The organism is Stenotrophomonas maltophilia complex sp. Om-AH-Sm3 (assembly GCF_059337855.1).
The window spans coordinates 17194-43306 of the sequence record NZ_JBYBLQ010000007.1 but is presented as its reverse complement, the minus strand read 5'-3'; the positions used below and the strand labels follow the sequence as shown (position 1 = coordinate 43306).

Below are 26113 nucleotides of genomic sequence, written 5' to 3'. Positions count from 1 at the left end.
GATGTCGACCACGCGATAGGCGAGGTAACTTGCATAGGCTAGTATTCGCGCGCTCGATTGTTTTTGCGGTATGCGCCGATGCTTTGTGCGGAGTCTGGCTTTTCGCTGTTCCCAGGACGGGGCGGTATCGAAGGCAAACACTGCCCGGGACCTGTCTCTACTGTGTAGCAGAAAATGAACAGCAGCGAAATCCAGTTCCCGGTATCCGATCGGATCCGGATAGGAGAGTGCACCGTCACTCTGTCCTCGCGCGAAGTCGAGGTCGTCGGCGCGCGTCGCCCGCGCCGGCTGACGCCGAAGGCGCTGGGCGTGCTGCGCGTGCTGCTGCGGCAGCCGGGTCGCGTTGTCACCCGCGACGAGTTGTTCGCCGAGGTATGGCCGGACACGCTGCCGACCAACGATGTGCTGACCCAGGCCGTCACCCAGCTGCGCAAGGCGTTCAGCAACAACGACGACAACGGCCAGGCCTACATCGAAACCATCGCCAAGACAGGCTATCGGCTTCTGGTCCCGGTGCAGGTGCTGGACGATGCCGAGCCCGTGGCCGCAGGCGTCCCCGACGACGAAGGCATGGCCGCGCAGCCGGTGACCACTGCTGCGTTGCCTGCGCATCCACAGGCAGCGCGCCGCCGCTGGCGCCATATCCGTCGGCGCGTGCTGCTGGTGCTGGGCGTGTTGATGCTGGCCATGCTGCTGGTGTTGACCACGCTGCTGCTGCGTCGTGCACCGGCCGGCAGCTCGCCGGTGGAGGCTGCCGTGGAGAACGGTACGCGGGTGATCGGCAGCCCGCAGCGACCGTATCGGTTGATCACCGCAACCAGCGGCTTCGAAACCTATCCCACGCTGTCACCGGACGGTTCGCTGGTGGCCTATGAGGGCGCCAACGAGGATGGCAACGGCGGTGGCGCGATCAAGCTGCAGACCTCCGGCAACGCACCGGCGCGCCAGTTGCTGGCGCCACCGGCCGGTGCCGTCGATCGCTTCCCGAACTGGTCGCCGGATGGTCGCGAAATCGCCTTCGCGCGGTTCTCCGCCGACGGCGGCTGCCAGGTACTGATCGCCAGCGCCACCGGTGGCGCACTGCGCCAGGCCACACGCTGCGATGGCACGGAGCTGCTCAGTTTCGACTGGACGCCAGATGGGCGTGGCCTGGTGTTCGGCAGCATGGTCGGTCGCTACGCGCACCGTGGCATCCGCGTGCTGGACCTGGCCAGTGGCCAGTGGCGCGCGCTGGCCTACAGCGTCGACCAGGATGACTTCGACTACGCACCGCGTTATTCGCCTGATGGGCAATGGCTGGTGTTCGTGCGCAACCCGCAGCTGGGTGATCTGTGGCGGGTGCCAGCCGCAGGCGGTACGCCCGAGCAGTTGACCGATGAAGCGGCAGAGCTGCGCGGCTGGGCCTGGCTGGACGATGGCCGAACCATCGTCTTCGGTCGCCGTGTCGATAGCGAGGCGCGGCTCTATTACCTGGACGTCGAGCGGCACACGTTGCGCGATGCCGGCCTGGATGATGCGCAGTGGCCAGCGGTGTCGCGACGCGGTGGCATGCTGGCGTTCGTCCACCGGCGCGCGCAGTTCGGCGTGTTCAAGGTGCCGATGCAGGGCAGCGGCACGCCCGAGCGCCTGTTCGCCTCCAGTGGCCGCGATGGGCAGCCGATGGCAGCGCCTGATGGCCGCCAGCTGGTCTTCACCTCCGATCGTTCCGGCAGCTTCGCCCTGTGGTGGGCGGACATGCAGCGACCGGATTCGTTGCGTCCCATCGAAGGGCTGCGGCCGGAGGCGCGGCAGGCGCCTGACTGGTCGGCCGACAGCCGGCAGTTGCTCGTGGTTGGCCGCGATGCGCATGGGCGCACGGTGCTCTATGAAATCGCGCCACGCGATGAACGCCTGCAACCCTTGCCGGTTCCGGCCGAACAGCCGTTGCAGGCACTGTATGGCGCCTCGCCGCAGCAGCTGTTTGTGGTCGAGCGCGATGCCGACCAGCGCACGCGGTTGAGCCTGTTCGATCGCAGCGTCCAGCCCTGGCGCCGATTGGCCAGCATCGATGGGGTGTCGCAGGCGCGCTTTGACCGGAGCAGTGGCCGCGTGTTGTTCACCCGCTTGGCCGCCGGTGGCCTGTGGTCGGCGGATGCCGCGTTGTCCCCGGCCAGCGTGCAGCAGATCAGCGATGACCGGCCCAGCCGCTGGCGATACCGGGCCTGGACCGTGACCGGCAACAGCGGCATCGGCTACCTCGGTACCTCGACCAGGTGTGGCACTACCTTCGTGCGCATCCAGCCCGGCCGCGAGGAGCCGGAACGTTGCCTGGACGCAGAACGGCTCAGCGCCGGCAACGGGCTCAGTGCCAGCGCTGACGGAAAGGACCTGTTCGTGGCGATGGCGGTCAGCGATGGCGCTGACATCGGCGTGATGCGGTTGCCCGAACGCCCGCCTGCACTGTTCCCCGCATTCTCCAAGTTGTTGTTGTTCAAGGGAAATGGGCCTTCGTAATTTCTTCGTCGGGATCTCGTCGCGAATTCGTGGCGATCTCGTCGGACCTTCCTGACGCGGTGCCGCCTGATTTGGCAAAACGGAGTCCTGTACTAGGCAAATCCGTGGTGCCCCCATGCGTCAACTCTCGCTGGCCGATCGCGGCCAAACTGTTTCCCTGGACCGGTCGCTCGACGACGTCGCACCGACCTGCCTGGGCGTGGCCCGGCTGGGCAGCCTGCAGACCGCCGGCTCCAGCTTCACTGTCTGGATGCAGGTGCGTGGCAGCTCGTGGGTCGAGGCCAAGGAAGGGCGCTTCCGCCTGCGCCAAGGCGAGTGGATCGCGTTCGAGAAGGAATCGCGGCCGCTGGTGCAGGCCGGTCGCAACGGGTTGTGCGTTGGCCTGAACCTGAACATCGAAGCGCTTCGCGTGCTGACCGAGATGGCCGACTGCGGCCTGTATGCAGGTCGTGGCCGGATGAACCGCACTGATGCGCGCGTGGCGCTGCGCCTGTGGCGCGATGCGCTGGCCAGCGGCCAGCCGGCGCAGACCCTGCGCCCGCTGCTGCTGCACCTCGCGGGCCTGCAGCGCGGCCTGGCCGACAACGTGCAGCGCTGCCCGGGCCGCTCGCGCAGCCGCAAGCGCCAGGTGTTCGGCCGCATGCAGCGCGCGCGCCTCTATCTGGAAGGCAACAGCCACCGGGTGGTGCGCATCGGCGAACTGGCCGAGCTGACCAACTTCTCCAGCTGGTACCTGTCCAAGACCTTCCAGAGCCTGTACGAGGAAAGCCCGCAGTCGCTTTCGGCACGACTGCGCCTCGAACGCGCCGCTGATCTGCTGCGCGACACCGACATGATGGTGGGCGAGGTCGCTGCCGCCAGCGGTTTCGACAACTGCTGCAGCTTCGCGCGTGCGTTCCGCGCCCGCTACGGCCAGTCCGCATCGCGCTTCAGGGAGAACGGTGGCTTGCTCCCGCCACAATCCGCAAAGTCTCCGGTTGGTTCGCGCAAATACAGCGCTGCAACGCAATCGTAACGTGCTGGGGTGTTTTAACACGCTGCTAACACGTACCTTGGAGAGATAGATGAACGTTCGTAATCCCGCAGTGCGGTTCGGCTTGCTGCCGGCCGGCATTGCGCTGGCGCTGGCGCCGGCCTTTGCTTCGGCGCAGGAAGCAAAGGGCACCACCGACCTGGACCGCATTTCGGTCACCGGCTCGCGCATCCGCGGCGCTGCCGTTGAAACCCAGCAGCCGATCGTCACCCTCAGCCGTGAGAACCTGGAAAAGCAGGGCTACACCTCGGTTGCTGACGTCCTGCAGAACCTGACCTCGGCCGGTTCCCCGGCCATTTCGCGTTCGGAGTCGCTGGCTTCGGGCGAAAACGTCGGCGGCTACTACGTCGACATCCGCAACCTGGGCGCCCAGCGCACCCTGGTGCTGATGAACGGCAAGCGCCTGGGCGCGACCACCGCCGGCTACCAGGATCTGAGCCAGATCCCGATGGCGGCCATCGAGCGCATCGAGATCCTGAAGGATGGCGCCTCGGCCATCTACGGTTCGGACGCCATCGCGGCCGTGGTCAACGTGATCACCCGCAAGCGCTTCGACGGCGCTGAAGCCAGCGTCTATGTCGGTCAGTACGGCAAGGGCGACGGCGACACCGAAACCTATTCGTTCACCCTCGGCAGCATGGGCGAGCGCGGCGGTGTCACCATGTCCGCCGAGTATTCCAAGCAGGATCCGGTGTGGGCGAAGGATCGTTGGTTCAGCCGTGACGGCAACGCCGGCCCGAACTACCCGGGTTCGGGCGCCAGCCCGATCAACCAGAAGGGTGGCTTCTGCGACCCGTGCGTCACCCCGAACCTGAAGCAGGGCGAGCCGGGCTATGTCGGCCCGAGCGACCAGCGCTGGTACACCCTGCGTGATGGCGGCAACCCGGCCAACCGCGCCGACTACCGTCTGGAAACCTCTGCTGACGCCGTCAATGCCAACGAGCAGATGATGGTGCAGACCGGTATCGAGCGTAAGTCGCTGTACGTCAACGGCAACTACGACTTCACCGACGCGATCTCGTTCAACGCTGACGTGCTCTACAACGAGCGCAACACCACCCAGCAGATCGCGGGCTATCCGTACCAGTCGGCGTCCTTCGGCACCCCGCTGTCGGCCGACAGCGCGTTCAACCCGACCGGTGAAGACCTGACCTTCCGCCGCCGTCTGTGGGAAGTGCCGCGCACCACCGAAAGCCAGGTCAAGACCCTGCGCTTCGCCCCGAGCATCAGCGGCTTCTTCGACTTCGCCGGCAAGACCTTCGACTGGGACGTCGGCGCGCTGTGGAACCGCAACGAAACCACCAAGCGTGGTCACGGCGACATGAGCCTGATCGCATCGGAACAGGCGCTGGGCGCTTCGTTCATCGGTGCTGATGGCGTCGCCCGCTGCGGCACCAGCATGTCCGATCCGCTCGCCACCAGCGGCTGCCGTCCGTGGAACCCGCTGCTGCCGTTCGGCGTTGCCGGTGCCGGTTCGCTGGCCGACCAGGCCACCCAGGACTTCCTGTTCCCGTACTTCACCGATACCGGTCTGACCAAGACCACCAGCTTCACCGCCAACCTGTCGGGTTCGATCGTGACCCTGCCGGCCGGTGACCTGGGCTTCGCCGTGGGCGTCGAGCACCGCAAGGAAGAAGGCCGCTTCTCGCCGGACGCCTTCGCACAGTCGGGCCAGTCCACCGGCCTGGGCGCGCAGACCACCCAGGGTGAGTACTCGCTGGACGAGGTCTACCTGGAACTGAACGTGCCGGTCCTGGCGGACATGCCGTTTGCCAAGGAACTGACCCTGAATGCTGCGACCCGTTACTCGGATTACAGCAACTTCGGCGACACCCTGAATTCGAAGTTCGGCTTCACCTGGCGTCCGCTGGACGAGCTGCTGGTTCGCGGTACCTGGGCTGAGGGCTTCCGTGCTCCGACCATCGACAACCTGTACGGTGGCCTGAGCAGCAGCTTCGAGTCGTACACCGATCCGTGCGGCATCACCGCGCCGGGTTCGGTCAACGGCAACGCGGCCTGCTCGGCGGCGGGCGTCCCGGTCGGTTACACCCAGCTGGGCCAGGGCCTGATTCCGTGCACCTCGACCCCGTGTGCGACGCCAGACCAGTTCATCTCGGGTGCCAACCCGAACCTGACCCCGGAAACCTCCAAGAGCACCACCATCGGCCTGGTCTGGAGCCCGCGCTGGGTGCAGGGCCTGGACATCTCGCTGGACTGGTACAAGTACGAAATCAGCGACATGATCATCGCTGACAGCGTCGACCGCATCCTGCGTGACTGCTACGTGTTGGGCGATGCTTCGCGTTGCGCCGCACACACCCGTGCAGGCGATGGCCACATCAACGGCATGACCTACGGCCTGGCCAACCTCGGCCAGATGGAAACCCAGGGCTACGACCTGGGCATCAAGTACCGCCTGCCGGAGCTGGCCATCGGCCAGTTCGCGATCGACTGGCAGACGAGCTACCTGGCCAAGTACGACGAGCAGGGCCAGAACGCTGACGGTGACAACATCACCATCGGCCGTGTGGGTGAGCCGGGCCTGTTCCGCGTGCGTTCGAACCTGGGCCTGACCTGGTCGAAGGGTGACTTCGGCGTGGCGTACACCGCGCGTTACTACTCGGGCATGAACGAAGCCTGCGTGGCCAACCGTCCGTGCGACGACGCCGACCGCTACCAGAACGGTGAGAAGTCGCCGCTGCGCAAGACCGGCTCCAACACCTTCCACGACCTGCAGGTCAGCTGGAAGGCACCGTGGGATGCCACCATCGCGCTGGGCGCCAACAACGTGTTCGACCATAAGGGTCCGATCATGTTCACCCAGCCGAACTCGAGCTTCGCCTACTACGGCGGCTTCGACGTGGGTCGCTTCCTGTACATGAAGTACACCCAGCGCTTCTGATCCATCGAAGTGCGATAGCAGAACGAGGAGGGCGGACCGCAAGGTCCGCCCTTTTCATTTCTGTAAGGAAATTCTGATCATGTCGAGAAGGTGAGTGCAGTCACTGTCTGCTCTTGTCACATTCAGCACAGTAGGCGCGTCCAATACCGGACACTGGGAGATGGATATGAAGCGCACGCTTTTCCGCCAGGTATCGGCCGCAGTCCTGATCTATGCAACGCTGGTGGGCTCGCTGTCCGCACAGAACATCATCGTCTGCGGCGGCGGTGTGTACTGCGAGCAATTCCGGCTGGAGTGCCTGGCCAAGGGCAACGCCCCGGCCCTGTGCGAGCGCCAATGGCGTCTGTGCGTGCTGGACGCCTGTCCGCAGCGCTGAGACAGGAAAAAGGGCGCGTCCGTTGGCGCGCCCTCATGCGAGGCGGAGGCAGGCGCCCGCGTGCCGCTCAGGCGTCAGTGGGTGTCAGCCCCATCAGTGCATTGGCGTGCTCGCGCCATTGCGGCAGTTTGTTCAGCACGCCTGCACGCTGCAGGTAGTCCTCGTCCACCGGGTCGCCATTGACCAGCGCCAGGGCCACGTGCACCGCGCCGGTCACCCAGAAGCTGCGGGTGATGGCGCGCTGCGGCTGCAGGTGGAATGCCACCGCTTCGATGATCGGCATCGGCAGGCCCCACAGGCCCAGCAGGTAGGCGCCGGCCTCGGCATGGCCTGGGCGGGTATCGCCGGCCAGCGCGGGCTCGCTGCGCTCGTTGCGCACGCCGGGCAGCAGCAGGCCGATGTCGGCCAGCAGTGCGGCGGTCGCCCCCAGTTCGGCGCTGGACTCGGGCAGCAGGCGTGCGGCCAGCCGGGAGGCGAGCAGTGCGCGCTGCTGCAGTGAGTTGCGCTCGGCAGCCGACAGCGTCGGCGCGGAGAACACTTCGCTGGCCAGCACCAGGTCACGCAGCGTGGCCAGGCCCAGCCGGGTGACCGCAGTGCGCAGGTCGGCAATGGTGCGGCCCTGGCTGAAGAACGCCGAGTTCGACAGCTGCAGCACCTTGGCCGCGATGGCCGGATCGGCGGCGACCAGCTTGGCCACATCGGCACTGTCGGTATCGTCGTCATGTTCCAGGGCCTGGGTCAGGCTCAGGTACAGGTGCGGTGGCGATGGCAGTTTCTCGATACGGCCGATGGCATCGCGCAGGCGCGGGCTGTCCAGCACTTCGCGCAGTTCTTCCAGGCTGGTCAATGCCTCCAGCAGTACTTCCGGCGCCAGCGGCAGCGGCAGGAAGCGGTGGGCGACACCGATCAGGCGCGCCGGCGGCGGGCGGTTGCCATGGTGCGCATCGACCAGCGCGATGCGGATGGTTTCCGGGCGCAGTGTCCGGATCTGGCCCAGCAGCGTGGTGGCATTGAGATCGGGCAACTGCGGGCAGACGATCACCGCGTCCACGCCCTGCGTGGCCACCGCGGTCATCGCGGTCTGGCCATCGGCGGCGGTCAGCGGCTGCCAGTCTTCCCCAAGATCGGCAATGAATTCGGTCAGCTCAGCCGGCAGGCTGGCTGCATCCCCAACAAGCAGAATACGCACGACACGTTCCCCTGGCTGTCTCGACGATGGATGTCGATGACGTGTGAAGTGACGCAATTTACCTAATACGGCAGCAAGAGTGATGTGCCGTCATCATGAAACGTGACCCGCATCGCTCCGGCGGGGTATCGCCGGAGCGATCCGGTTCAGGCTCAGGCCTTGCTGTCGAGATGGCGCTGGTGCGCCTCGATCAGGATCTGCTTGGCCTCAGCGGCGCCACCCCAACCGTCCAGCTTGACCCACTTGCCCTTCTCCAGGTCCTTGTAATGCTCGAAGAAGTGGCCAATGCGCTCCAGCCAGTGGCTCGAGACCTGGGCGATGTCTTCGACGTGGGCGTAGCCGCTGAAGATCTTCGAGACCGGCACGGCCAGGATCTTCTCGTCGCTGCCTGCCTCATCGCTCATCTTCAGCACGCCGACCGGACGGCAGCGCACGACCGAGCCCGGCACCAGCGGCAGCGGCAGCACCACCAGCACGTCGGCCGGATCGCCGTCGCCACACAGGGTGCTCGGCACGTAGCCGTAGTTGCACGGATAGCGCATCGGGGTGGACAGGATGCGGTCGACGAAGATCGCGCCGGTTTCCTTGTCCACTTCGTACTTCACCGGCTCCGAGTCCTTCGGGATCTCGATGATGACGTTGATTTCTTCCGGCGGGTTCTTGCCGGGCGAGACGAGTTCCAGGCCCATGGTGTGCTCCAGGTGGGGATATAGACGGATAGCTCACCATTTTATGCCTTTGCCGGGCGCTGTGCAGGGTAGGGCAGGGCCGACCTGGGCGCTCGGCCATGGCGGAGGAGCCAGAGCGGGCTTTCCCGATGGGTTCGACCCGGTCCCCGCGGCAGGCTGGACGTCCTTGCCAAGGAGACTTGCCATGAACTGGAACCGCTTGGGCTGTTGTGCCTTGCTGCTGCTGGCGCCGCTGCCCGCGCTCGCGCGCGGGTTGCATGTCAACCTGATTGACTATCCCTCCGACGAGGCCGGATGGGACCGTGCCTTTGCGCTGGAGGACGCGGTCGCCGGCGAATTCGCCGCATGGTGTGCCGACACCTTGTGTGAAGGTGATTACAGCAACTACCGGGTGATGGAGTTCCGCTGCGCCGTGCTCGCCCACCGCGGCACCGTGCAGCGCTGTGTCTGGGTGGTGGCCGCCAGCGAGCTGGAGGTTGAGCCCGACACGGGACACGTGCGGATCGACAACGGGAGCTGGGTCTGTCCGGTCGAAATGCAGCCCGGGGTGCCCGTCGACGCGTTCTACGCCTCCCTGGAAGCGCCGGGTGGCCTGATCGCCCCTCTGCCCGGGCTTGGCCATGGTCTCTTCGATGGGCTGCCTGAATGCCTGCGCACGCAGGGGAGGGTGGGCTGATGGGGAGCTTCCGTAGATGCTGGCTGTTGTGTGGCGTGCTGTCTGTCAGCCTGCCGTGCGCCGGTTTCGCGCAGGCTGCGCCTGCGTTCGTCGATGCGCGGGATTACGCCGGCCCGGGGGGCGGCCACGAGCGTTTCCTTGCTGCCGAGCGGCAACTGGTGCGTGGCTTCGATGAGGTATGTGGCGATACCTTCTGCGAGGGCGAGTACATCAATCTGTGGGCCATGCGCCTGCGCTGTTCCGTGGACCAGGCCACGGGGGTGGTTGTCCAGTGTGTATGGACCTTCGCCGGTAGCAACACCAGGGTAAAGCCCAGCGGCCTGATCACGGTCAACCGCGGACGCTATGCCTGCGTGCTGCCGCTGGCAACCGGAACACGCCTGGAAACCCTGTTGCAGGTGTGGGAAACGGGGGACGGGTTCGATGCGTTGCACGCGCCGCTGCCCGGCACGACTGCCAATACGTACGACGCACTGGTTGATTGCCTGTAGCTCCGGCAAAGATACGAATGTGACGTATTCGCATTATTGGAGTAGCATGCGCGGTGCCTCCCGTCTGTCGTCCCGGCTCCGCGCATGTCCTCCAATGCTGCCTCCCTCACTGAGCTGCTGATCCGCGAGCGGCCCGCGCTGCTGCGCCGGGTGCAGCGCATCCTCGGGGGCGACAACGGCGCCGAGGACGTGATCCAGGCGGTCTGGTTCAAGGCCCGTGGGGTCGGTGACAGCCAGGCGATCGGCAACCCGCGGGCCTATCTGTATCGGCTGGCCGCCAACCTTGCCACTGACCACGGCCGCGAATCGAGCCGCCGCAACCGGCTGCTGGCCGACCACTACCTGTGGGGGGCCGACGAGGTGATCTCCACCGAGGAGCAGGCCATGGCACAGGATGAGCTGCAGCGGGTGCTCGATGCGGCGGGTCACCTGCCGGAGCCGACCCGCACCATCTTCCGGCTCAACCGCCTGCAGGGCCTCACCCAGGCCGAGATCGCACGCCGCCTGGGGGTGTCGGTGACCACCGTCGAGAATCATGTGCGCTCCGCGCTGCAGCGCCTGGCCTGGGCGCGCAGCGGTCGATGAGCGCGCCGGCTTGGGGCTGGCCTTCGCGCAGACGTCTTGATCACTGGACCGTGGATGCGGTCTAGTTCCCCCGCCTGCGCTTGAATGCGCCTGTCCGCCAGCCGATGAGCCCGCCGAACATGCAGCCCGCCGCCAATGACGATGCCCTGGCCGAACAGGCCCGGGACTGGATCGCGTGGCTGGCCTCGGGTGACATCAGCGATGCACGCATGCAGGCGTTCGAGCACTGGCTGCAACAGCCGGGGCACCGCAGGGCCTTCGAACACGAGCGCGCGTTGTGGCGCAGTGTCGGGCCGCGCCCACAGGCCGCCGGGGCCAGCGGATGCCGTGGGCCGCATCGACTGCGCTGGGCGATGGCTGTGGCGGCAATGCTGGCGATGCTGGTGGCATGGCCGGAGGCGTGGCTGCGCCTGCAGTCCGATCATCGCAGCACGCATCAGGTGCAGCACGTGCGGCTCCCCGATGGCAGTCGGGCGGTGCTGGATGCGGACAGTGCGATTGCCGTGCGCTTCGATGCGAACGCCCGCGAGGTCGAGCTGCTGCGCGGGCGCGCCTGGTTCGAGGTCAGCCCAGATGCACAGCGGCGTTTCAGCGTGCGCGCCGGCAATGGCCTGGTCGAGGACATCTCGACCGCGTTCACCGTGGCGCGTGGAGACGAGGGGGTGGAAACCCAGGTTGGGCAGGGCAGGGTGCGCGTGGCCAGCCCGGCCGACGGTGGCTGGACCTACCTGCAGCAGGGGCAGCGTGCCGTCTACACTGAACGTGGCGGGGTCATGCGACGGGCTGACGTGACCGCCGACAGCGTCGGCGCCTGGCGCCAGGGCGAGCTGCTGCTGGAGCAGGTCCCCGTTGCCGATGCGGTGCAGTGGGTGGGGCGCTATCGCGCGGGGCCGACCTTCGTGCGCGGCGATCTGTCACGTCTGCCTGCAGTGAGTGCTGCGTTGCGCATCGACCGCCCGGAACAGGCGCTGGACGCGCTGGCGGCAACGGCAGGTCTTCAGGTTACTCGTCTTCCATTCGGCGTCGCCATCGTGCAGTAGCTCCACGCCACGCGTGGATGAGCGTCCCTGTGCCGACCAACGGTCGGCACCCACCGCTACCACCGGCCGACCAGCGGTCGGCACCCACCCGCGCCACGTCGGCATCGCCCGTGACCGCAAATCGCTCTTGGGGTTGTCGCGCGCCCAGCCGTCTTACCCGGCGAACGTACCCGCCGTCGCCACGTACGTCGCCGTGTCCGCCCGTGTTGCGGATGACGCCGCGTTCGCGGCACCGATTACCTGACAGGTTCTTCCATGTTCGACTCCCACCGCTCGGGCCGCGTACTGCGCCCGTCCCGTCTGTGCATTGCGTTGCTTGCCGCCGGGCTGGCCAGTACGACGCCACCCGCACTGGCGCAGAGCGCCCGCAGCGAGCACGCGGCCGTACTGCGCTTTGATATTCCTGCACAACCGCTGGATGAGGCCCTGCGCAGCTACATGCGCCAATCCGGCGTGCAGGTGGTGTACCCCGCATCGCTGGCACACGGCGTAACCTCCCACGCGGTCAGCGGCAGCCTGTCGGCCGACCAGGCGTTGCAGCGCCTGCTGCAGGGCAGTGGCGTGGCGGTGCGCCGGGTCAGCGCCGATGCGGCCACTCTGGGGGCAGCAACGCCGGTGCCGGCCGATAGCGGTGTGATCGTCACCGACACGCTGAGTGTGGCCGGCGACCGCGTCGACAGCGGTGCGAACAACGATGAAGCGCGCCTGCTCGACAGCTATCGCAGCGTGGGTTCGACCACCACGCTCGACCGCGCGCATCTGGAGCGCTTCCGCGGCACCTCCAACGGTGACATCGTCAAGGGTGTGGCCGGTGTCACCGCCGGTGATCCGCGCGTCGGCAATGGCTTCGACGTCAACATCCGTGGCATCCAGGGCCAGGGCCGCGTACCGGTGATCATCGACGGTGGCCAGTCCAGCATGGACACCTACCGCGGCTATGCGGGCCAGTCACAGCGCACCTACCTCGACCCCGACCTGATCTCCAGCCTGACCATCACCAAGGGCCCGAGCCTGCAGGCCAACGCGTCCGGTGGCATCGGCGGCGTGGTCGAGATGGAGACGTTGAAGATCGGTGACGTGCTGCGCGAGGGCCGCGACTTCGGCGTGCGCGTGCGCGGTGGCCTGGCCAATGGCAGTGCCAACAACCTGCCGTCATACAGTGCGGCGCCGCGCAGTGATCGCAGCGCTACCGGCAGCCAGTTCTTCAACGTGGCCGGTGCCGGTCACCGGGACCGCTTCGACCTGGTTGCGGCCTACGCGTACCGGGACAACGGCAACTACTTCTCCGGCAAGCATGGCTACGATGATTTCCCGCAGACGCGGCGCACGCTGGCGCCGCTGAATCCGCCGCGCACCGAAGTGTTCAACACCTCCTCGCGCTCCAAGTCGGCGCTGCTCAAGGGCACCTGGCGCATCGATGACACGCAGAGCCTGGAAGCCGGCTACCGCCGCTATGAAGGCACGGCCGGCGAGATCATGGCCTCGCAGATCATCCGCGTCGACCGTGACCGTATCCCGCAGTGGGACCCGGGCCACGTCGACATGGACAGCTACACCCTGCGCTATCGCTTCGATCCGGACAGCGAGCTGATCGACCTGCGCGTCAATGCAGCGTACACCGACACCGACAGCGTGATGTACAACAGCCTGACCGGCATCACGCCGTGGTACTTCGATCGCCGCACCGAGTGGTACGACGCGCCCAGTTTCAGTGGCGATCCCGGCTACAAGGATGCCTACCGGAACCCGCTGCGGCAGAAGCGCTTCGGCCTGGATGCCAGCAACACCTCGACGTTCGGCACCCGCGTCGGTGCGTTCACGCTCGACTATGGCCTGTCCTACAGCGACGAAAACATCGCCCCGGGCAGCTCGGGCCCGATCAAGCATGACGACCTGGTCAACAACCGCTTCCTGCGCAACGCCGAGCGCAAGGAATACAGCGCCGTGGCCTCGCTGAAGTGGCAGCCCGACGAACACTGGGAGCTGCTGGCCGGTGGCCGCTGGAACCGGGTGGACGTGCACGACCGCAACCGGCTGGCCACGCCCGATGCCTACGAGGTGCAGGGCCAGTACCGCTACACCGAGCTGCTCAACGGAAACCCGGCACTGCCCTCGTGGCGCGCCAAGCGCATCGCGTTGCTGAACTGGTATCCGGATGCCAACGGCAACTTCACCCAGGCCTCGCTGCTGGCCTCGCCGTACAAGAAGGGTACGGTGGGCGACATCGCCGGCTGGAACTTCTACGACGCCGGCAAGCCGCAGGATCTGGAAGTGCCGGTCAGCTGGAGCTGGTCGCAGCCGATCCGCCGTCGCGACACCGCGTTCTCGCCGACCGCCAGCGTGGCCTACCGTTTCAGCGAAGACACCCTGGTCTACGTGAAGTTCGCCGAAGGCACCAAGCTGCCGAGCCTGTTCGAGACCACGCTGGGCCTGTTCACCGCTGCCAAGCCGGTCGGTGAGCTGAAGCCGGAGCGCGCGCGCAGCTGGGAAATCGGTGCCAGCACCCTCCGCTACGACCTGTTTACCGCTGGCGACCGCCTGGCGCTGAAGCTGGCGTACTTCGATACCCGCATCGACGACCTGATCACCCGTGACTACCGCACGCTGTCGGCCGGCCTGATCCGCAACGTCGATCAGTTCAAGGTCTCAGGCATGGAATTCCAGTCCAGCTATGACAGCGGCAAGGTCTTCGCCGACCTGTCCGCGCATTACTATTTCAAGGCCAAGACCTGCGCGCCGGACATCGCCGCCGAGCGTCGTGCCTATGGTGCGCAGCGCGGGAACGACGAGCTGGCCAATACACCCAACTGCGTGGACGGTGCTTCGAGGGCTCGTACACCAACACCCAGAACCCGCCGCGCTACACAGTCAACCTGATCCTGGGCTCGCGCCTGTTCGACGAGCGCCTGACCTTCGGCACCCGCATGGTCCACAACGCTGGCCCGATCAGCAAGTTGGACAAGGACTGGAACGTGGGCCTGTCGGCGATCCAGCAGCTGTACCGGCCGAACACCTTGGTCGACCTGTTCGCCAGCTGGAGCTTCAACGACCAGCTGTCGGTGGAAGCCGGCGTCGACAACCTGACCGACCGTTACTACCTGGACCCGCTGGCCCTGGGCGTGATGCCGGCACCGGGCCGCACCGCGCGGTTGGCGTTGACCTGGAAGTACTGATCTGCGGGGTCGGATCCCTTTCCTGCGGAAAGGGCTCTGACCCCAGCGGGAAAGACAACGGTAGCGCCGGGCCATGCCCGGTGCCTTCCGCCAGGCACTTACAGCCCACTCGAAGCCTTCACCGCATCTTCGTGCAGCGACTCGTTCAGCTCATCCACCACGGTGGTCCATGCCGCATCGGCCTGCAGCGACTCGGCCAGGAACTGGCGCTGGGCATCGTTCCAGTAGGGCGCCTCGACGACTTCGACGTCGGTGGCCAGCTGGTGCTCGCGGATGAAGCGGGCGATGCCTTCGGCGCTGGCGTCCAGGCCCAGCTGCAGGAACAGGTTGGTCATGCGCGGTTCGGTGGTGATCATCGTCGGTTCCGGATGGACAAGGGGATGGCCCATTATCGGTGTAGACGGCCTTGGGGAAAGCCCCGTGGCAGACGTCTACAGCAGGACGACCCCCCTGGCATTCCCCCATGAACGCACACATCGCTCCCGAAGACAGCCGCAGCCTGCGGCTCAAGGCCGCCACCCGCGACAGCCACGGTGCGCTGGACAAGCGCATCATGGCCGGTGACATCTTCGCCGACCGCAGCAACTTCGCCCGTTTCCTGCGCGTGCAGTATCGCTTCCACCGCAGCATCGATGCGCTGTATGCCAACCCTGCCCTGGGCGCATTGCTGCCCGATCTTGGAGAGCGCCGGCGCCTGACACAGGTCGCACGCGACCTGCAGGACCTGGAGCAGGCCCTGCCTGGCGCGGACATCGACGCGCTGCCCTCGGACCTCGCGCTGCCGACTGCGTTGGGTTGGCTGTACGTGGCCGAAGGCTCCAATCTCGGTGGCACCCTTCTGTACAAGATGGCGGCCAGGCTCGGCCTGCACCGTGATTTCGGCGCCCGCCACCTGGCCGCCCATCCCGATGGCACAGCGCGCCACTGGCGCGAGTTCACCGCTGTGCTGGACGCGGTGCCGCTGAGTGCCGAGCAGGACCAGCAGGTGATCGATGCAGCCGACGCTGCGTTCCGCAGCGTGTACCGCCACGTCGAAGTGGAATTCGCCTGATGCGCGGCGCGCGCCCGCAGGTGCAGCGCTGATGCGCTGGCTCTGGTTCGCGCTGGGCTGGCTGATGGTCGGCCTCGGGGTGATCGGCGCATTGCTGCCAGTCATGCCGACCACCATCTTCCTGATCCTCGCGGTGGGCTGCTTCGCGCGCAGCTCGCCGACGTTCGAGCAGCGCCTGCTGGCGCATCCACGCTACGGCCCGTCGCTGCGGCTGTGGCGCGAGCAGGCGCCGTGTCGGGCAAGGGCAAGGCGTTTGCCAGCGCAGGCATGGCGGCGGGCTTTGCCCTGTTCTGCTGGGGCGCGCATCCGTCGTGGCGCCTGTTGCTCGGCGTGGGCCTGTTCTTTGCCGCCAGCGCCGGTTACGTGCTGAGCCGACCCGCACCGCGGCTGGAGTCCAATCCGGTCGTGGAAGTGGACGACGCCAACGATCCTCGCGCGGCCCGCCGCCGCCCGAGGTGGCCGGCGGCCCGGTGAACGTCATGGTGCCCGTGTGGTTCTTCCTGCGCGGGCGGTGATCTCCATCGGGGTCGGATCCCTTTCCGCAGGAAAGGGTTCTGACCCCGTCGAGCCTGCCATCCACGCGTCGCGTGGATCTACAGCAGCGGCACCAGCAGCAGCGCCACGATGTTGATGATCTTGATCAGCGGATTGATTGCCGGGCCGGCGGTGTCCTTGTACGGGTCACCGACGGTATCGCCGGTCACCGCAGCCTTGTGCGCTTCGCTGCCCTTGCCACCGAAGTGGCCATCCTCGATGTATTTCTTGGCGTTGTCCCAGGCGCCGCCGCCGGTGGTCATCGAGATGGCCACGAACAGGCCGGTGACGATCGTGCCGATCAGCAGGCCGCCCAGTGCGCGCGGCCCCAGCAGCAGGCCGACCACCACCGGCACGGCGACCGGCAACAGCGAGGGCACGATCATTTCGCGGATCGCCGAGCGGGTCAGCATGTCCACCGCCTTGTCGTACTGCGGCTTGCCGGTGCCCTGCATGATGCCGGGGATCTCGCGGAACTGGCGCCGCACCTCTTCCACCACTGCCCCCGCCGCACGACCGACCGCTTCCATCGCCATCGCACCGAACAGGTAGGGAATCAGGCCCCCGATCAGCAGGCCGATGATCACCGTGTGGTCGCTGAGGTCGAAGCGGAATTCCTGGCCGGGGTTGGCGGCCTGCAGGTTGTGGGTGTAGTCGGCGAACAGCACCAGTGCGGCCAGTGCAGCCGAGCCGATCGCATAGCCCTTGGTCACTGCCTTGGTGGTATTGCCCACCGCATCCAGCGGATCGGTGATGTCGCGGATCTCCGAGGGCAGCTCGGCCATTTCGGCGATGCCGCCGGCGTTGTCGGTGATCGGTCCGTAGGCATCGAGCGCGACGATCATGCCAGCCATCGACAGCATCGCGGTGGCGGCGATGGCGATGCCATACAGGCCACCCAGCGCGAACGCACCCCAGATCGCAGCACACACCGCCACCACCGGCAGTGCAGTGGACTTCATCGAGATGCCGAGGCCGGCGATGATGTTGGTGCCGTGCCCGGTGGTCGAGGCCTGCGCCACGTGTTGCACCGGCTTGTACTGGGTGCCGGTGTAGTACTCGGTGATCCACACGATCAGCCCGGTCAGGACCAGGCCGATCAACGCGCAGCCGTACAGTGGCATCGGTCCATGTACGTTGTCGGACATCAGTCCGGTGGTGATCGGGTAGAAGGCGATGGCGGCCAGCACGCCGGAAACGATCACGCCCTTGTACAGCGCGCCCATGATCGAGCCGCCTGGCTTCACCTTGACGAACAGCGCGCCGATGATCGAAGCGATGATCGACACGCCGCCCAGTACCAGCGGATACAGCACGGCATTGGCACCGGCTTCGGCCAGCATCAGGCTGCCCAGCAGCATGGTGGCGATCACGGTCACCGCGTAGGTCTCGAACAGGTCGGCCGCCATGCCGGCGCAGTCGCCGACGTTGTCACCGACGTTGTCGGCGATCACCGCCGGGTTGCGCGGATCGTCCTCGGGAATGCCGGCTTCGACCTTGCCGACCAGGTCGGCACCCACGTCGGCGCCCTTGGTGAAGATGCCGCCGCCCAGGCGCGCGAAGATCGAGATCAGCGAGGAGCCGAAGGCCAGGCCGACCAGCGCGTGCAGCGCCTGTTCCATCGGCAGGCCCATCTGCAACAGCAGTGCGTAGTAGCCGGCCACGCCCAGCAGGCCCAGCCCGACCACCAGCATGCCGGTGATCGCGCCGCCGCGGAAGGCGACGTCCATCGCCGCGCTGATGCCGTTGCGCGCCGCCTCTGCGGTACGCACGTTGGCGCGTACCGACACGTTCATGCCGATGTAGCCGGCGGCGCCGGACAGCACCGCGCCGACTGCAAAACCAATCGCGGTGTACCAGCTGAGGAAGATGCCGACCAGCACGAACAGCACCACGCCGGCGATGCCGATGGTCAGGTACTGGCGGTTGAGATAGGCACGCGCACCTTCCTGGATCGCGGTGGCGATCGCGATCATGCGCGCATTGCCGGTGGGTTGGCGCAGGATCCAGCGCGCCGAGACGATTCCGAACAGGATCGCGAGAATGGCGCAGCCCAGCGCCAGTGACAGCCCGTGACGTTCCAGCATTAGACCCCTCCGCAGAATGGATGTAGGCATCCAGTGGCGATGAACGGCACCACGAGGGGGACGACGGGCTGCAGCCTGGAACCAACCCGTACCGACCTTGGCGGTCGTCCGACGTATGGCGGTGTTCAGCATTCCCTGGTGCCCGCAGTATGCGTGCCGCCACTTGTAGAGTCGAGCCATGCTTGACCGGCTCCTGGGAGCCGCGGCGCATGCCGTCGGGCCCTGGGCATGATTGGCGAGCCAACGGCCTTTGCACCCCGTTAAGGCAGCCTCTGCAAGCCTGCGCACAGCCCCGTAGGAGATTCCCCATGCGCCTGTCCCTGTTGATGCTTGCCGCCCTGGTCCCGGCCGCACCGGCCTTCGCTGCGGAAACGCCGGAACTGCAGCGTGCGGTCGGTGCGCCGCAGGCGGTGGGCGCGGTGCATACGCTGCGGCAGATCCCCGAGGCCTGCGCGCGGCTGGAAGGTGCGTTCACCGGTGATGCCGCCGCGCCATATCGCTTCTCCGCCGTCCGGACCAGCGAGCAATGCCAGCCACGCGCGCGCTTCGTCGATTACACCAAGGCGCAGCCGAGTGCCGACAAGGGCTGGAAGCTCAATGATGTGATCCGCGTGCCCAACGCCGCGTGCCCGGCGCAGCAGGCGGTGGTGCGGGTGTGGCGCCTGCCGTCGAGCCACAAGGTCGAGCTGGACGGGCAGGGCCAATCGCGCATTTATCTGGAGGAGGCGAAGAAGCAGGCCGCCGCCGGCCAGATTCCGCAGGTGACGATGTTCGCCGCGCAGCTGCAGATGGAAGGCAAGGCCTGCAATTGAAGTCGCGTGGGTGGTGCACCCGTGCCGTCATCCACGGCCGACATCCGGCTGATCAATCCGCCAGCATTGCCCCGCGCGCCACCAGCAGCTCGCGCAATGCCCTGCGGTGGCAGTGCGCTTCATCCTCGCAGTAGCAGCCCACGCTGATGTCGCTGTGTTGCGACATCGCGGCCAGAAGGTCCAGCGCGTGGGCGGCATCGGGCGCCTTCATCTCGGCCTTGTAATGGCGGAAGAAGGCGGTCCAATCGGCCGCCGTCGTTGCCTCATGTGCCCGCTTCACCAGCTCCGCGCTGGGTGACAGGGTCGGAAACCAGACGTCGTACCAGTCCTGTCGGGCGAACTCGCTGCGCGGCACGCCGCGCGGCGGCCGCCGCACCGTGCCGATGCGCAGTCCCTCGCCGGGTTGGCGCGGCGTACCGAGTCGGACAACACGCAGTGCCATGATGATCTCCATGAAAAGGGGACGGAGGGGATTAAGTCGTATCCGATCCACTGCTGATGCTGTTGGAGATGACAGAGGGGCGTGTGCGACTTAATCCCCTCCGTCCCCTTTTTCAGGTCAGCCTTCGAAGGCCGGCAGTTTCTGCTTCACCGCTACGTTCTTCAGGGTGACGTACTTCGGCAGGCCATCGGTGCCATAGGGAAGCGGTGCTTCGCCCTTGATCAATGGTGACAGGTAGGCGCGCGCCCTGGCCGTGATGCCGAAGCCATCGCGGCGGATGAAACCAGCCGGCATCTTCTTCTCGTGGTTGGCGATCTTCGACAGCGGCGCCGCTTCGATCTTCCAGCGATAGGGCGCATCGCTGCTGCGCACGATCACCGGCATCACGCCATTCTGGCCCTTCAGTGCCAGCTGCACCGCGGCCTTGCCCACCGCCTGCGCCTGCTCCCAGTCGGTCCTGCTGGCCAGGTGGCGGGCCGAGCGCTGCAGGTAATCGGGCAGTGCCCAGTGCACCTTCAGGCCCAGCTGATCCTTGACCCGGCCGGCCAAGTGCGCCGCCACGCCGCCGAGCTGCGAATGACCGAACGAGTCCTTGCCACCGCCGGCATCGGCAACGAAGCGGCCATCGGCGGTTGCAATGCCTTCCGACGCCACCACCACGCAGTAGCCGACGCGCTCGACCACGGCTTTCACCTTGGCCAGGAACGTGGCCTCGTCGTAGGCGCGCTCGGGCAGCAGGATGATGTGCGGCGCTTCGTCATCACCGTTGCCGGCCAGGCCGGCGGCGGCGGCCAGCCAGCCGGCGTGGCGGCCCATCGCTTCGTAGATGAAGACACGGGTGGACGTTTCGGCCATCGCCGCCACGTCCAGTGCTGCTTCGCGCACCGAGACCGCGGTGTACTTGGCCGCTGACCCGAAGCCGGGGCAGGTATCGGTAACGGCAAGGTCGTTGTCGATGGTCTTGGGCACGCCGATACAGGTCAGGTCGTAGCCGGAGGCCTTGGCCAGCTGCGAGACCTTCAGTGCGGTGTCGGCCGAGTCGTTGCCGCCGTTGTAGAGGAACCAGCGCACGTCGTGGGCCTGCAGCACCTCCAGCAGGCGGTCATAGCGGGCGCGGTCGGCATCCAGCGATTTCAGCTTGACCCGGCACGAGCCGAAGGCGCCGCCCGGGGTATGGGCGAGGGCGCGGATCGCGGCGGCACTCTCCCTGCTGGTGTCGATCAGCTCCTCGCGCAGCGCGCCGAGGATGCCGTTGCGGGCCGCCAGGACCTTGATGCCCTTGGCCCGGGCCTGCTCGATCACCGCTGCCGCCGTGGCATTGATGACGGCGGTGACACCGCCGGACTGGGCATAAAGGAGAGTACCGTTGCGCATGCTTCTACCTGCTCGGGGGAGGGGACATTGCAGGGACATTACCCGGATGCGGTAAAGTGGCGCTATTGCGGTGCAGCGATACCGGACCGTCCGGGACGCGAACCTTCTTTGTTTTCAACACGTTGGAGTCAGGTCAATGCGATTGGTTCTGTTGGGACCGCCCGGTTCGGGCAAGGGGACACAGGCGACGCGCCTGAAGGAAAAGCTGGGGATCGCCCACATTTCGACCGGTGACATGCTGCGCGCGGAAATCGCCGCCGGCACGGAGCTGGGCAAGCAGGCCAAGACGGTGATGGATGCCGGCAACCTGGTGTCGGACGACATCCTGCTGGGCATGCTGGAGTCGCGCCTGACCCAGGCTGATGTCGCCAAGGGCTTCATCCTCGATGGCTACCCGCGCAATGTGGCCCAGGCCAATGCGATGGATGGCCTGCTGGCCAAGATCGGCCAGCCGCTGGACGCGGTGGTGCAGCTGGATGTGCCCACCGAGCTGTTGGTGGACCGCATCGCCGGCCGCGCCAAGGAGCAGGGCCGCGCCGATGACAACCCGGAAGCGGTGCGCCAGCGCCTGCAGGTCTACAACGACCAGACCGCCCCGGTGGTCGATTTCTACGCCGGCCGTGGCACCCTGGCCCGCGTCGATGGCGTCGGTGAGCTGGACGAGATCGAAGCCCGCATCCTGGCAGCGATCAAGGCCTGATCCGGCGGGGCCGGCATGCGTCCGGTCCTTCGGGCGCAAAAAACACAGGCCTGGTCCGCGAGGATCAGGCCTGTGTCGTTTGATAGGCGCCAGCGAAGGGCTTGCTCAGGGCCCCGCAGCATGAGCTCCCTTGGGGATGGCCTCTTGGGGAGTAGGACCGGTTCGGGTACTGCGGCTGGCAGTTCGAATTGTGTCCGGGTTCACAGAACATCGCTATCGGGAATTCCCTGACAGCTGATTGGAGTTTTCTCACATCCCGTGTAGGGGTTGTCTTACCCGATAGCGGACATTGGCCCTATACAGCCGTCATCGGTCACAATCCTCGGTCATGAGCAGCGTACATATCCTTGCAATTGCCGGCACCTTCATGGGCGGCGTGGCCGCCCTGGCGCGGGAACTTGGGCATTCCGTCAGCGGCAGCGACCAGGCCATCTACCCGCCGATGTCGACCCAGCTCGAACAGCTGGGCATCACACTGGACCAGGGCTACCGTGCCGACAGCGTGCCGGCCGGTACCGACGAGGTGGTGATCGGCAACGCGCTGTCGCGCGGCAATGCCGCCGTGGAAGCCGTGCTCGATGCCGGCCAGCGCTATATCTCCGGCGCGCAGTGGCTGTCCGAGCAGGTGCTGCCGGGCCGCGACACGCTTGCCGTGGCCGGTACCCACGGCAAGACCACCACCACCACCATCCTCACCTGGCTGCTGGAAAGTGCAGGGCGCTCGCCGGGCTTCCTGATCGGCGGTGTCGCCGAGGATTTCGGTGTCTCCGCCCGCCTGGGCCAGGGGCGCGAGTTCGTGGTCGAAGCCGATGAGTACGACACGGCCTTCTTCGACAAGCGCAGCAAGTTCGTGCACTACCGGCCGCTGGTGGCCATCCTCAACAATCTTGAGTACGACCACGCCGACATCTTCCCGGACGTGGCCGCGATCCAGCGCCAGTTCCACCATCTGGTGCGTACCGTACCCGCACGTGGGCGGCTGATCGTCAACGGCGAGGATCAGTACCTTGCCGAAGTGCTGGCGATGGGCTGCTGGACCCCGGTCGAGCGATTTGGATTCGATCCGTCGCTGGAATGGCATGCCGAGCTGCTGGCCGCTGATGGCAGCGCCTTCCGCGTGCACCATCGTGGGCAGGCGCTGGGTGATGTGCAGTGGTCGCTGCTGGGCCGCCACAACGTGCTCAATGGATTGGCCGCGCTGGCCGCCGCGCATGCAGTGGGCGTGGCACCCGCCCAGGTTATTCCGGCGCTGGCACGCTTCCGCAGCGTCAAGCGCCGCATGGAAGTGATCGGCAGCCATGACGGCATCACCGTCTACGACGATTTCGCCCACCATCCGACTGCGATCGCCACCACGCTGGAGGGCCTGCGTTCCAAGGTGGGTGATGCGCGCATCGTGGTCGCGATGGAGCCGCGCAGCAACTCGATGCGGCTGGGCGCACATGCGCAGGCGCTGGCTCCCTCGCTGGCGCTGGCCGATGAAGTGGTGTTCCTGCATCGCCCGGAACTGGCCTGGGATGCTGCGGCGGTGATCGCCGCGGTGCGTGGCGAAGCCCACGCGGTGCCCGATACCGACGCATTGCTGGCGCAGCTGCAGGCCAGCGCGCGCAGCGGCGACCACGTGGTATTCATGTCCAACGGTGGCTTCGACGGTGCCCCGCGCCGCTTCCTCTCCGCGCTGCAGGCCCGATGAGCGGCGACGGCTCGCTGCCGCTGTTCCCGCTGCACACCGCGCTGGTACCGGGTGCAGCGGTAGGCCTGCGCGTGTTCGAGCGGCGCTATCTGGACCTGGTCCGCGACAGCGGCCGCAGTGGTGAGGGATTTGGCGTCTGCCTGATCCTCGAGGGCGAGGAGGTCGGCGCACCGGCGACACCGGCCGCCTTTGGCGTGCAGGTACGCATCGAAGACTTCGATGTCGGCGCCGACGGCGTGCTGCAGCTGCGCCTGCGCGGTACCCGTCGCTTCCATGTCGAGCGCACCCGCGTGCGCGACAACGGCCTGGTGGTGGCTGATGTGCGCTGGTGCGAGGAAGACCCCGATGACGAACTGCGGCCGCAGCATGCACTGCTGGCCACGGTGCTGGGGCACATCATCGAGCAGGCCGGCGAGGCCTATGCGCCGGCCAATCCGGCGCTGCTGGACCAGGCCAGCTGGGTCGGCTGGCGGCTGGCCGAGCTGCTGCCGCTGAGCGAGCAGCAGCGCCTTCAGCTGCTGCAGATGGACGATCCGCACCAGCGATTGCAGCAGCTGCTGGGCTGGATGCCGTAGCCGGTAAAAGCCAACCAAGGTTGGCCACTACCAGAGCGCAGCGGAACCGGTAGATGCCAACCTTGGTTGGCAGCCTTCACCCGAAGCGCCAACCAAGGTTGGCGACTACCAGAGAAGCACCGGCTCGATCACGGCGTGGTCTTCAACCGCAGCACCGGCAACCCGGTTTCGCTGTGCACGTCCTCGCGCTGCGGCAGGTCCTGCACGGCGTCCTTTACGGCATTCAATGCCGGGTCGACGCCACGCAGCGGGTGCCACATGCCGATCCACTCGAAATGGCGTTCGTAGCGCAGGGTCTGTGCACTGCCCAGCCACAGCGGCGTGTTGCCCGGCTGCAACTGCGCAGGGGCCGGCCACAGGCGCAGTACGTAGCGCTCATCACGGTGTGTACCCGGGCGTACCATCAACAGCGCTTCCACGCGGGTTTCCAGCGTCGCCGGCAGCACCGGCAGTTCATCGGCGCCAGTGTTCTTGTCCAGCATCAGCAGCGCCTGCTGCCAGCCGGCCTGCTCCTGCCGCTTCCAGCCGCGCGCTTCCAGTTGCGCCTGCAGCGGTGCCAGCGGACCGGCCACCTGTACGTCCAGCGGCCAGCGCTGGTCGTCATCGAACTCGTTGCGGCGCGCCGGCAGTGTCGCCCAGTCGTGCTGCCACCAGGCCTGCGTGTCCATTGCCTGCGGGGCCGGCAAGGTCGGCTCGAAGCGTTCCAGCTTCACCGGGATGTTGCGCGGTGCGTACCACATCGCGGCGACGGCGAAGACGCCGTAGAACAGCCATGCCACCGGCTTCACCCAGAACGAGCGGTTGAAGCGGCGGCGGTAGGCGATGCCCAGCACCAGCAGCCAGAACGTGCCGAACAGCATGCCGCCGATCACATCGCTCAGCCAATGCGCGCCCAGGTACAGGCGCGAGAAACCGATCAGGCTGACCACGATGCCCGACACCAGGTACGGCCAGACGCGGGTACGGCCGGGCATCTCGCGGGCGATCAGCACCGCGAAGAAGCCGAAGGTGATGGTGGCCATCGTCACCGACACCGACGGGAAGCCGAAGCCGCTGCTGGCGTCGACCGGGCGCACAACATCGACGGTAGCGCCGAGCAGCATGGTCAGCGCCAGGCCGAAAGCCAGCGCGGCCAGCCAGTGCGCGGCCGCCATCCAGCGCCGGCGCCAGACCAGGTAGCCCATCGCCGCCGCAGTGGCCGGCAGCAGCACCTGCCAGGCGCCCAGCGACGCCAGCGCGGCCATCGGGTAATCGGCCAGCGGGTTGCGCAGGGCCAGCATTGCCTGGTGTACCAGCAGGTCGATCGCCAGTGGCTCGCCATGCGCGACCACCACGGTCAGCAGCGCGAACCAGCCCCAGCCCAGCACCAGCAGCATCAGCGCCAGCATCGCCAGCGGCACCGACTCGCGCCGCTTCGGATCCAGCACGCCGACGGTGTAGCGGCCCAGCGTCGGATGGCGGTTGGACCAGTCGAGCAGGCGTGCCAGCCAGTTGTCCATGCGCGCGGCCGACCAGCGGTAGCCGTACAGCACGATGGCCCAGACCAGGCCAAGGATCACCGCCAGCAGGCCGACCACCACCACCAGCCGACCGGCTACTGCGGCCACCGCGTCATAGGCCTCGCCAAGAATCCAGCCGGGGGCCAGGAACAGCACCGCCCATGAAATGCTGGCGATACCACTGGCCTGTACATAGCGGCTGGCTGGCATCTTCATCATGCCCGCGATGGCCGGCACGAATGGCCGGATCGCGCCGACGTAGCGTGCCACCAGAATGCTCTTGAACGCGTTGCGGCGGAACAGGTTTTCGCCGCGGTCGAGCAGCTGCGGGTAACGGCTGAACGGCCACACGCCACGCAGGCGGTCGCCCCAGCGGCGCCCGATCCAGTAACTGATGCCATCGCCGGCGAATGCGCCCAGTGCGGCCGCCGCCACCGCGTACGGTCCGGAGATCTGGCCCAGGCCGATGAACACGCCCACCGCAAACAGCAGCGGCAGCGCCGGCACGATGGCGCCGAGAATGATCACCGCATCGCAGAAGGCGATGAGGAAGATAACGGCACCCGCCAGCACGGGGTGAGCGGCAATCCACGCAAGCGTGGCGTCGATCCATGAAGAGTCCATTGCCCGATTATAGGGGCGTGAAGGTGACTGGTTCCCAGCCGCTTGGTGACCGTTTGCAACCGGCGCCATCGCCTA

20 protein-coding genes and 2 pseudogenes are annotated in these 26113 nt (G+C 66.8%); 15 read left to right on the top strand and 7 right to left on the bottom strand.

Features of this window, described 5'->3' with window-relative positions; genetic code table 11:
- Positions 1-174: 174 nt before the first annotated feature.
- The 4 genes from AC10QF_RS10475 (at position 175) to AC10QF_RS10460 (ending at position 6804) form a co-directional block, all read left to right on the top strand.
- Complete coding sequence (locus AC10QF_RS10475) at positions 175-2493, top strand: winged helix-turn-helix domain-containing protein (protein WP_494542147.1); 2319 nt, start codon at positions 175-177, stop codon at positions 2491-2493.
- 115 nt (positions 2494-2608) lie between these two features.
- A complete protein-coding gene (locus AC10QF_RS10470) occupies positions 2609-3508 on the top strand; it encodes a helix-turn-helix transcriptional regulator (protein WP_049435641.1) in 900 nt (299 codons plus the stop codon).
- A gap of 49 nt (positions 3509-3557) precedes the next feature.
- On the top strand, positions 3558-6428 hold the full coding sequence (locus AC10QF_RS10465) for a TonB-dependent receptor plug domain-containing protein (protein ID WP_494542146.1): 2871 nt from the start codon (positions 3558-3560) through the stop codon (positions 6426-6428).
- 166 nt (positions 6429-6594) lie between these two features.
- Positions 6595-6804 carry a hypothetical protein gene (locus tag AC10QF_RS10460; RefSeq protein ID WP_032954496.1) on the top strand — a complete coding sequence of 70 codons (210 nt, stop codon included), beginning with the start codon at positions 6595-6597 and terminating at the stop codon, positions 6802-6804.
- 67 nt (positions 6805-6871) lie between these two features.
- On the opposite strand, the gene AC10QF_RS10455 is transcribed toward AC10QF_RS10460, so the two are convergent.
- Together AC10QF_RS10455 and ppa are read right to left on the bottom strand one after the other, a co-directional pair.
- A complete protein-coding gene (locus AC10QF_RS10455) occupies positions 6872-7993 on the bottom strand; it encodes an HDOD domain-containing protein (RefSeq protein WP_494542145.1) in 1122 nt (373 codons plus the stop codon).
- A gap of 152 nt (positions 7994-8145) precedes the next feature.
- Positions 8146-8682, bottom strand: a complete 537-nt coding sequence (gene ppa, locus AC10QF_RS10450; RefSeq protein WP_005410935.1) for an inorganic diphosphatase — start codon at positions 8680-8682, stop codon at positions 8146-8148.
- Between the two features lie 184 nt (positions 8683-8866).
- Between ppa and AC10QF_RS10445 the strand changes: the two genes are divergently transcribed.
- The 5 genes and pseudogenes from AC10QF_RS10445 (at position 8867) to AC10QF_RS10425 (ending at position 14647) form a co-directional block, all read left to right on the top strand.
- Entirely contained in the window at positions 8867-9358 is a 492-nt protein-coding gene (locus AC10QF_RS10445; RefSeq protein WP_061480508.1) for a hypothetical protein, read from the top strand.
- On the top strand, positions 9358-9849 hold the full coding sequence (locus AC10QF_RS10440) for a hypothetical protein (protein WP_494542144.1): 492 nt from the start codon (positions 9358-9360) through the stop codon (positions 9847-9849). The genes AC10QF_RS10445 and AC10QF_RS10440 overlap by 1 nt, the downstream gene beginning before the upstream one ends.
- 84 nt (positions 9850-9933) lie before the next feature.
- Complete coding sequence (locus tag AC10QF_RS10435; RefSeq protein WP_138952562.1) at positions 9934-10434, top strand: RNA polymerase sigma factor; 501 nt, start codon at positions 9934-9936, stop codon at positions 10432-10434.
- A 104-nt stretch (positions 10435-10538) separates the two neighbouring features.
- A complete protein-coding gene (locus AC10QF_RS10430) occupies positions 10539-11474 on the top strand; it encodes a FecR family protein (protein ID WP_494542143.1) in 936 nt (311 codons plus the stop codon).
- 255 nt (positions 11475-11729) lie between these two features.
- Positions 11730-14647 (top strand): annotated as a pseudogene (locus tag AC10QF_RS10425) (TonB-dependent receptor).
- Positions 14648-14745: 98 nt separating this feature from the next.
- On the opposite strand, the gene AC10QF_RS10420 reads toward AC10QF_RS10425, so the two are convergent.
- Positions 14746-15003 (bottom strand): DUF2789 domain-containing protein, encoded by a 258-nt coding sequence (locus tag AC10QF_RS10420; RefSeq protein WP_164093374.1) that lies wholly within the window; start codon positions 15001-15003, stop codon positions 14746-14748.
- Positions 15004-15110: 107 nt separating this feature from the next.
- Here AC10QF_RS10420 and AC10QF_RS10415 point away from each other — a divergent pair, with 107 nt between their 5' ends.
- A complete protein-coding gene (locus tag AC10QF_RS10415) occupies positions 15111-15698 on the top strand; it encodes a biliverdin-producing heme oxygenase (RefSeq protein ID WP_262222003.1) in 588 nt (195 codons plus the stop codon).
- A 31-nt stretch (positions 15699-15729) separates the two neighbouring features.
- Positions 15730-16172, top strand: a pseudogene (locus AC10QF_RS10410) (YbaN family protein).
- 119 nt (positions 16173-16291) lie between these two features.
- Here the strand turns inward: AC10QF_RS10410 and AC10QF_RS10405 are convergent.
- The gene (locus tag AC10QF_RS10405) at positions 16292-18319 is read right to left on the bottom strand and encodes a sodium-translocating pyrophosphatase (RefSeq protein ID WP_494542142.1); all 2028 of its coding nucleotides are present in this window, start codon (positions 18317-18319) and stop codon (positions 16292-16294) included.
- 308 nt (positions 18320-18627) lie between these two features.
- Here AC10QF_RS10405 and AC10QF_RS10400 point away from each other — a divergent pair, with 308 nt between their 5' ends.
- Positions 18628-19131 carry a hypothetical protein gene (locus AC10QF_RS10400; protein ID WP_061480501.1) on the top strand — a complete coding sequence of 168 codons (504 nt, stop codon included), beginning with the start codon at positions 18628-18630 and terminating at the stop codon, positions 19129-19131.
- Between the two features lie 52 nt (positions 19132-19183).
- Here the strand turns inward: AC10QF_RS10400 and AC10QF_RS10395 are convergent, their stop codons facing one another.
- Together AC10QF_RS10395 and AC10QF_RS10390 are read right to left on the bottom strand one after the other, a co-directional pair.
- The gene (locus tag AC10QF_RS10395) at positions 19184-19573 is read right to left on the bottom strand and encodes a DUF488 domain-containing protein (RefSeq protein WP_005419050.1); all 390 of its coding nucleotides are present in this window, start codon (positions 19571-19573) and stop codon (positions 19184-19186) included.
- 117 nt (positions 19574-19690) lie between these two features.
- Entirely contained in the window at positions 19691-20947 is a 1257-nt protein-coding gene (locus AC10QF_RS10390; protein ID WP_005419049.1) for a 6-phosphofructokinase, read from the bottom strand.
- 136 nt (positions 20948-21083) lie between these two features.
- Between AC10QF_RS10390 and AC10QF_RS10385 the strand changes: the two genes are divergently transcribed.
- From AC10QF_RS10385 to AC10QF_RS10375, 3 genes are all read left to right on the top strand, one after another.
- The gene (locus AC10QF_RS10385; protein WP_005419045.1) at positions 21084-21647 is read left to right on the top strand and encodes an adenylate kinase; all 564 of its coding nucleotides are present in this window, start codon (positions 21084-21086) and stop codon (positions 21645-21647) included.
- A gap of 328 nt (positions 21648-21975) precedes the next feature.
- A complete protein-coding gene (gene mpl / locus AC10QF_RS10380) occupies positions 21976-23340 on the top strand; it encodes a UDP-N-acetylmuramate:L-alanyl-gamma-D-glutamyl-meso-diaminopimelate ligase (RefSeq protein WP_494542141.1) in 1365 nt (454 codons plus the stop codon).
- Entirely contained in the window at positions 23337-23915 is a 579-nt protein-coding gene (locus tag AC10QF_RS10375; RefSeq protein WP_005419042.1) for an LON peptidase substrate-binding domain-containing protein, read from the top strand. Before mpl ends, AC10QF_RS10375 begins: the two co-directional genes overlap by 4 nt.
- 128 nt (positions 23916-24043) lie before the next feature.
- On the opposite strand, the gene AC10QF_RS10370 is transcribed toward AC10QF_RS10375, so the two are convergent.
- Complete coding sequence (locus AC10QF_RS10370) at positions 24044-26038, bottom strand: bifunctional DedA family/phosphatase PAP2 family protein (RefSeq protein ID WP_065185341.1); 1995 nt, start codon at positions 26036-26038, stop codon at positions 24044-24046.
- Positions 26039-26113 lie beyond the last annotated feature (75 nt).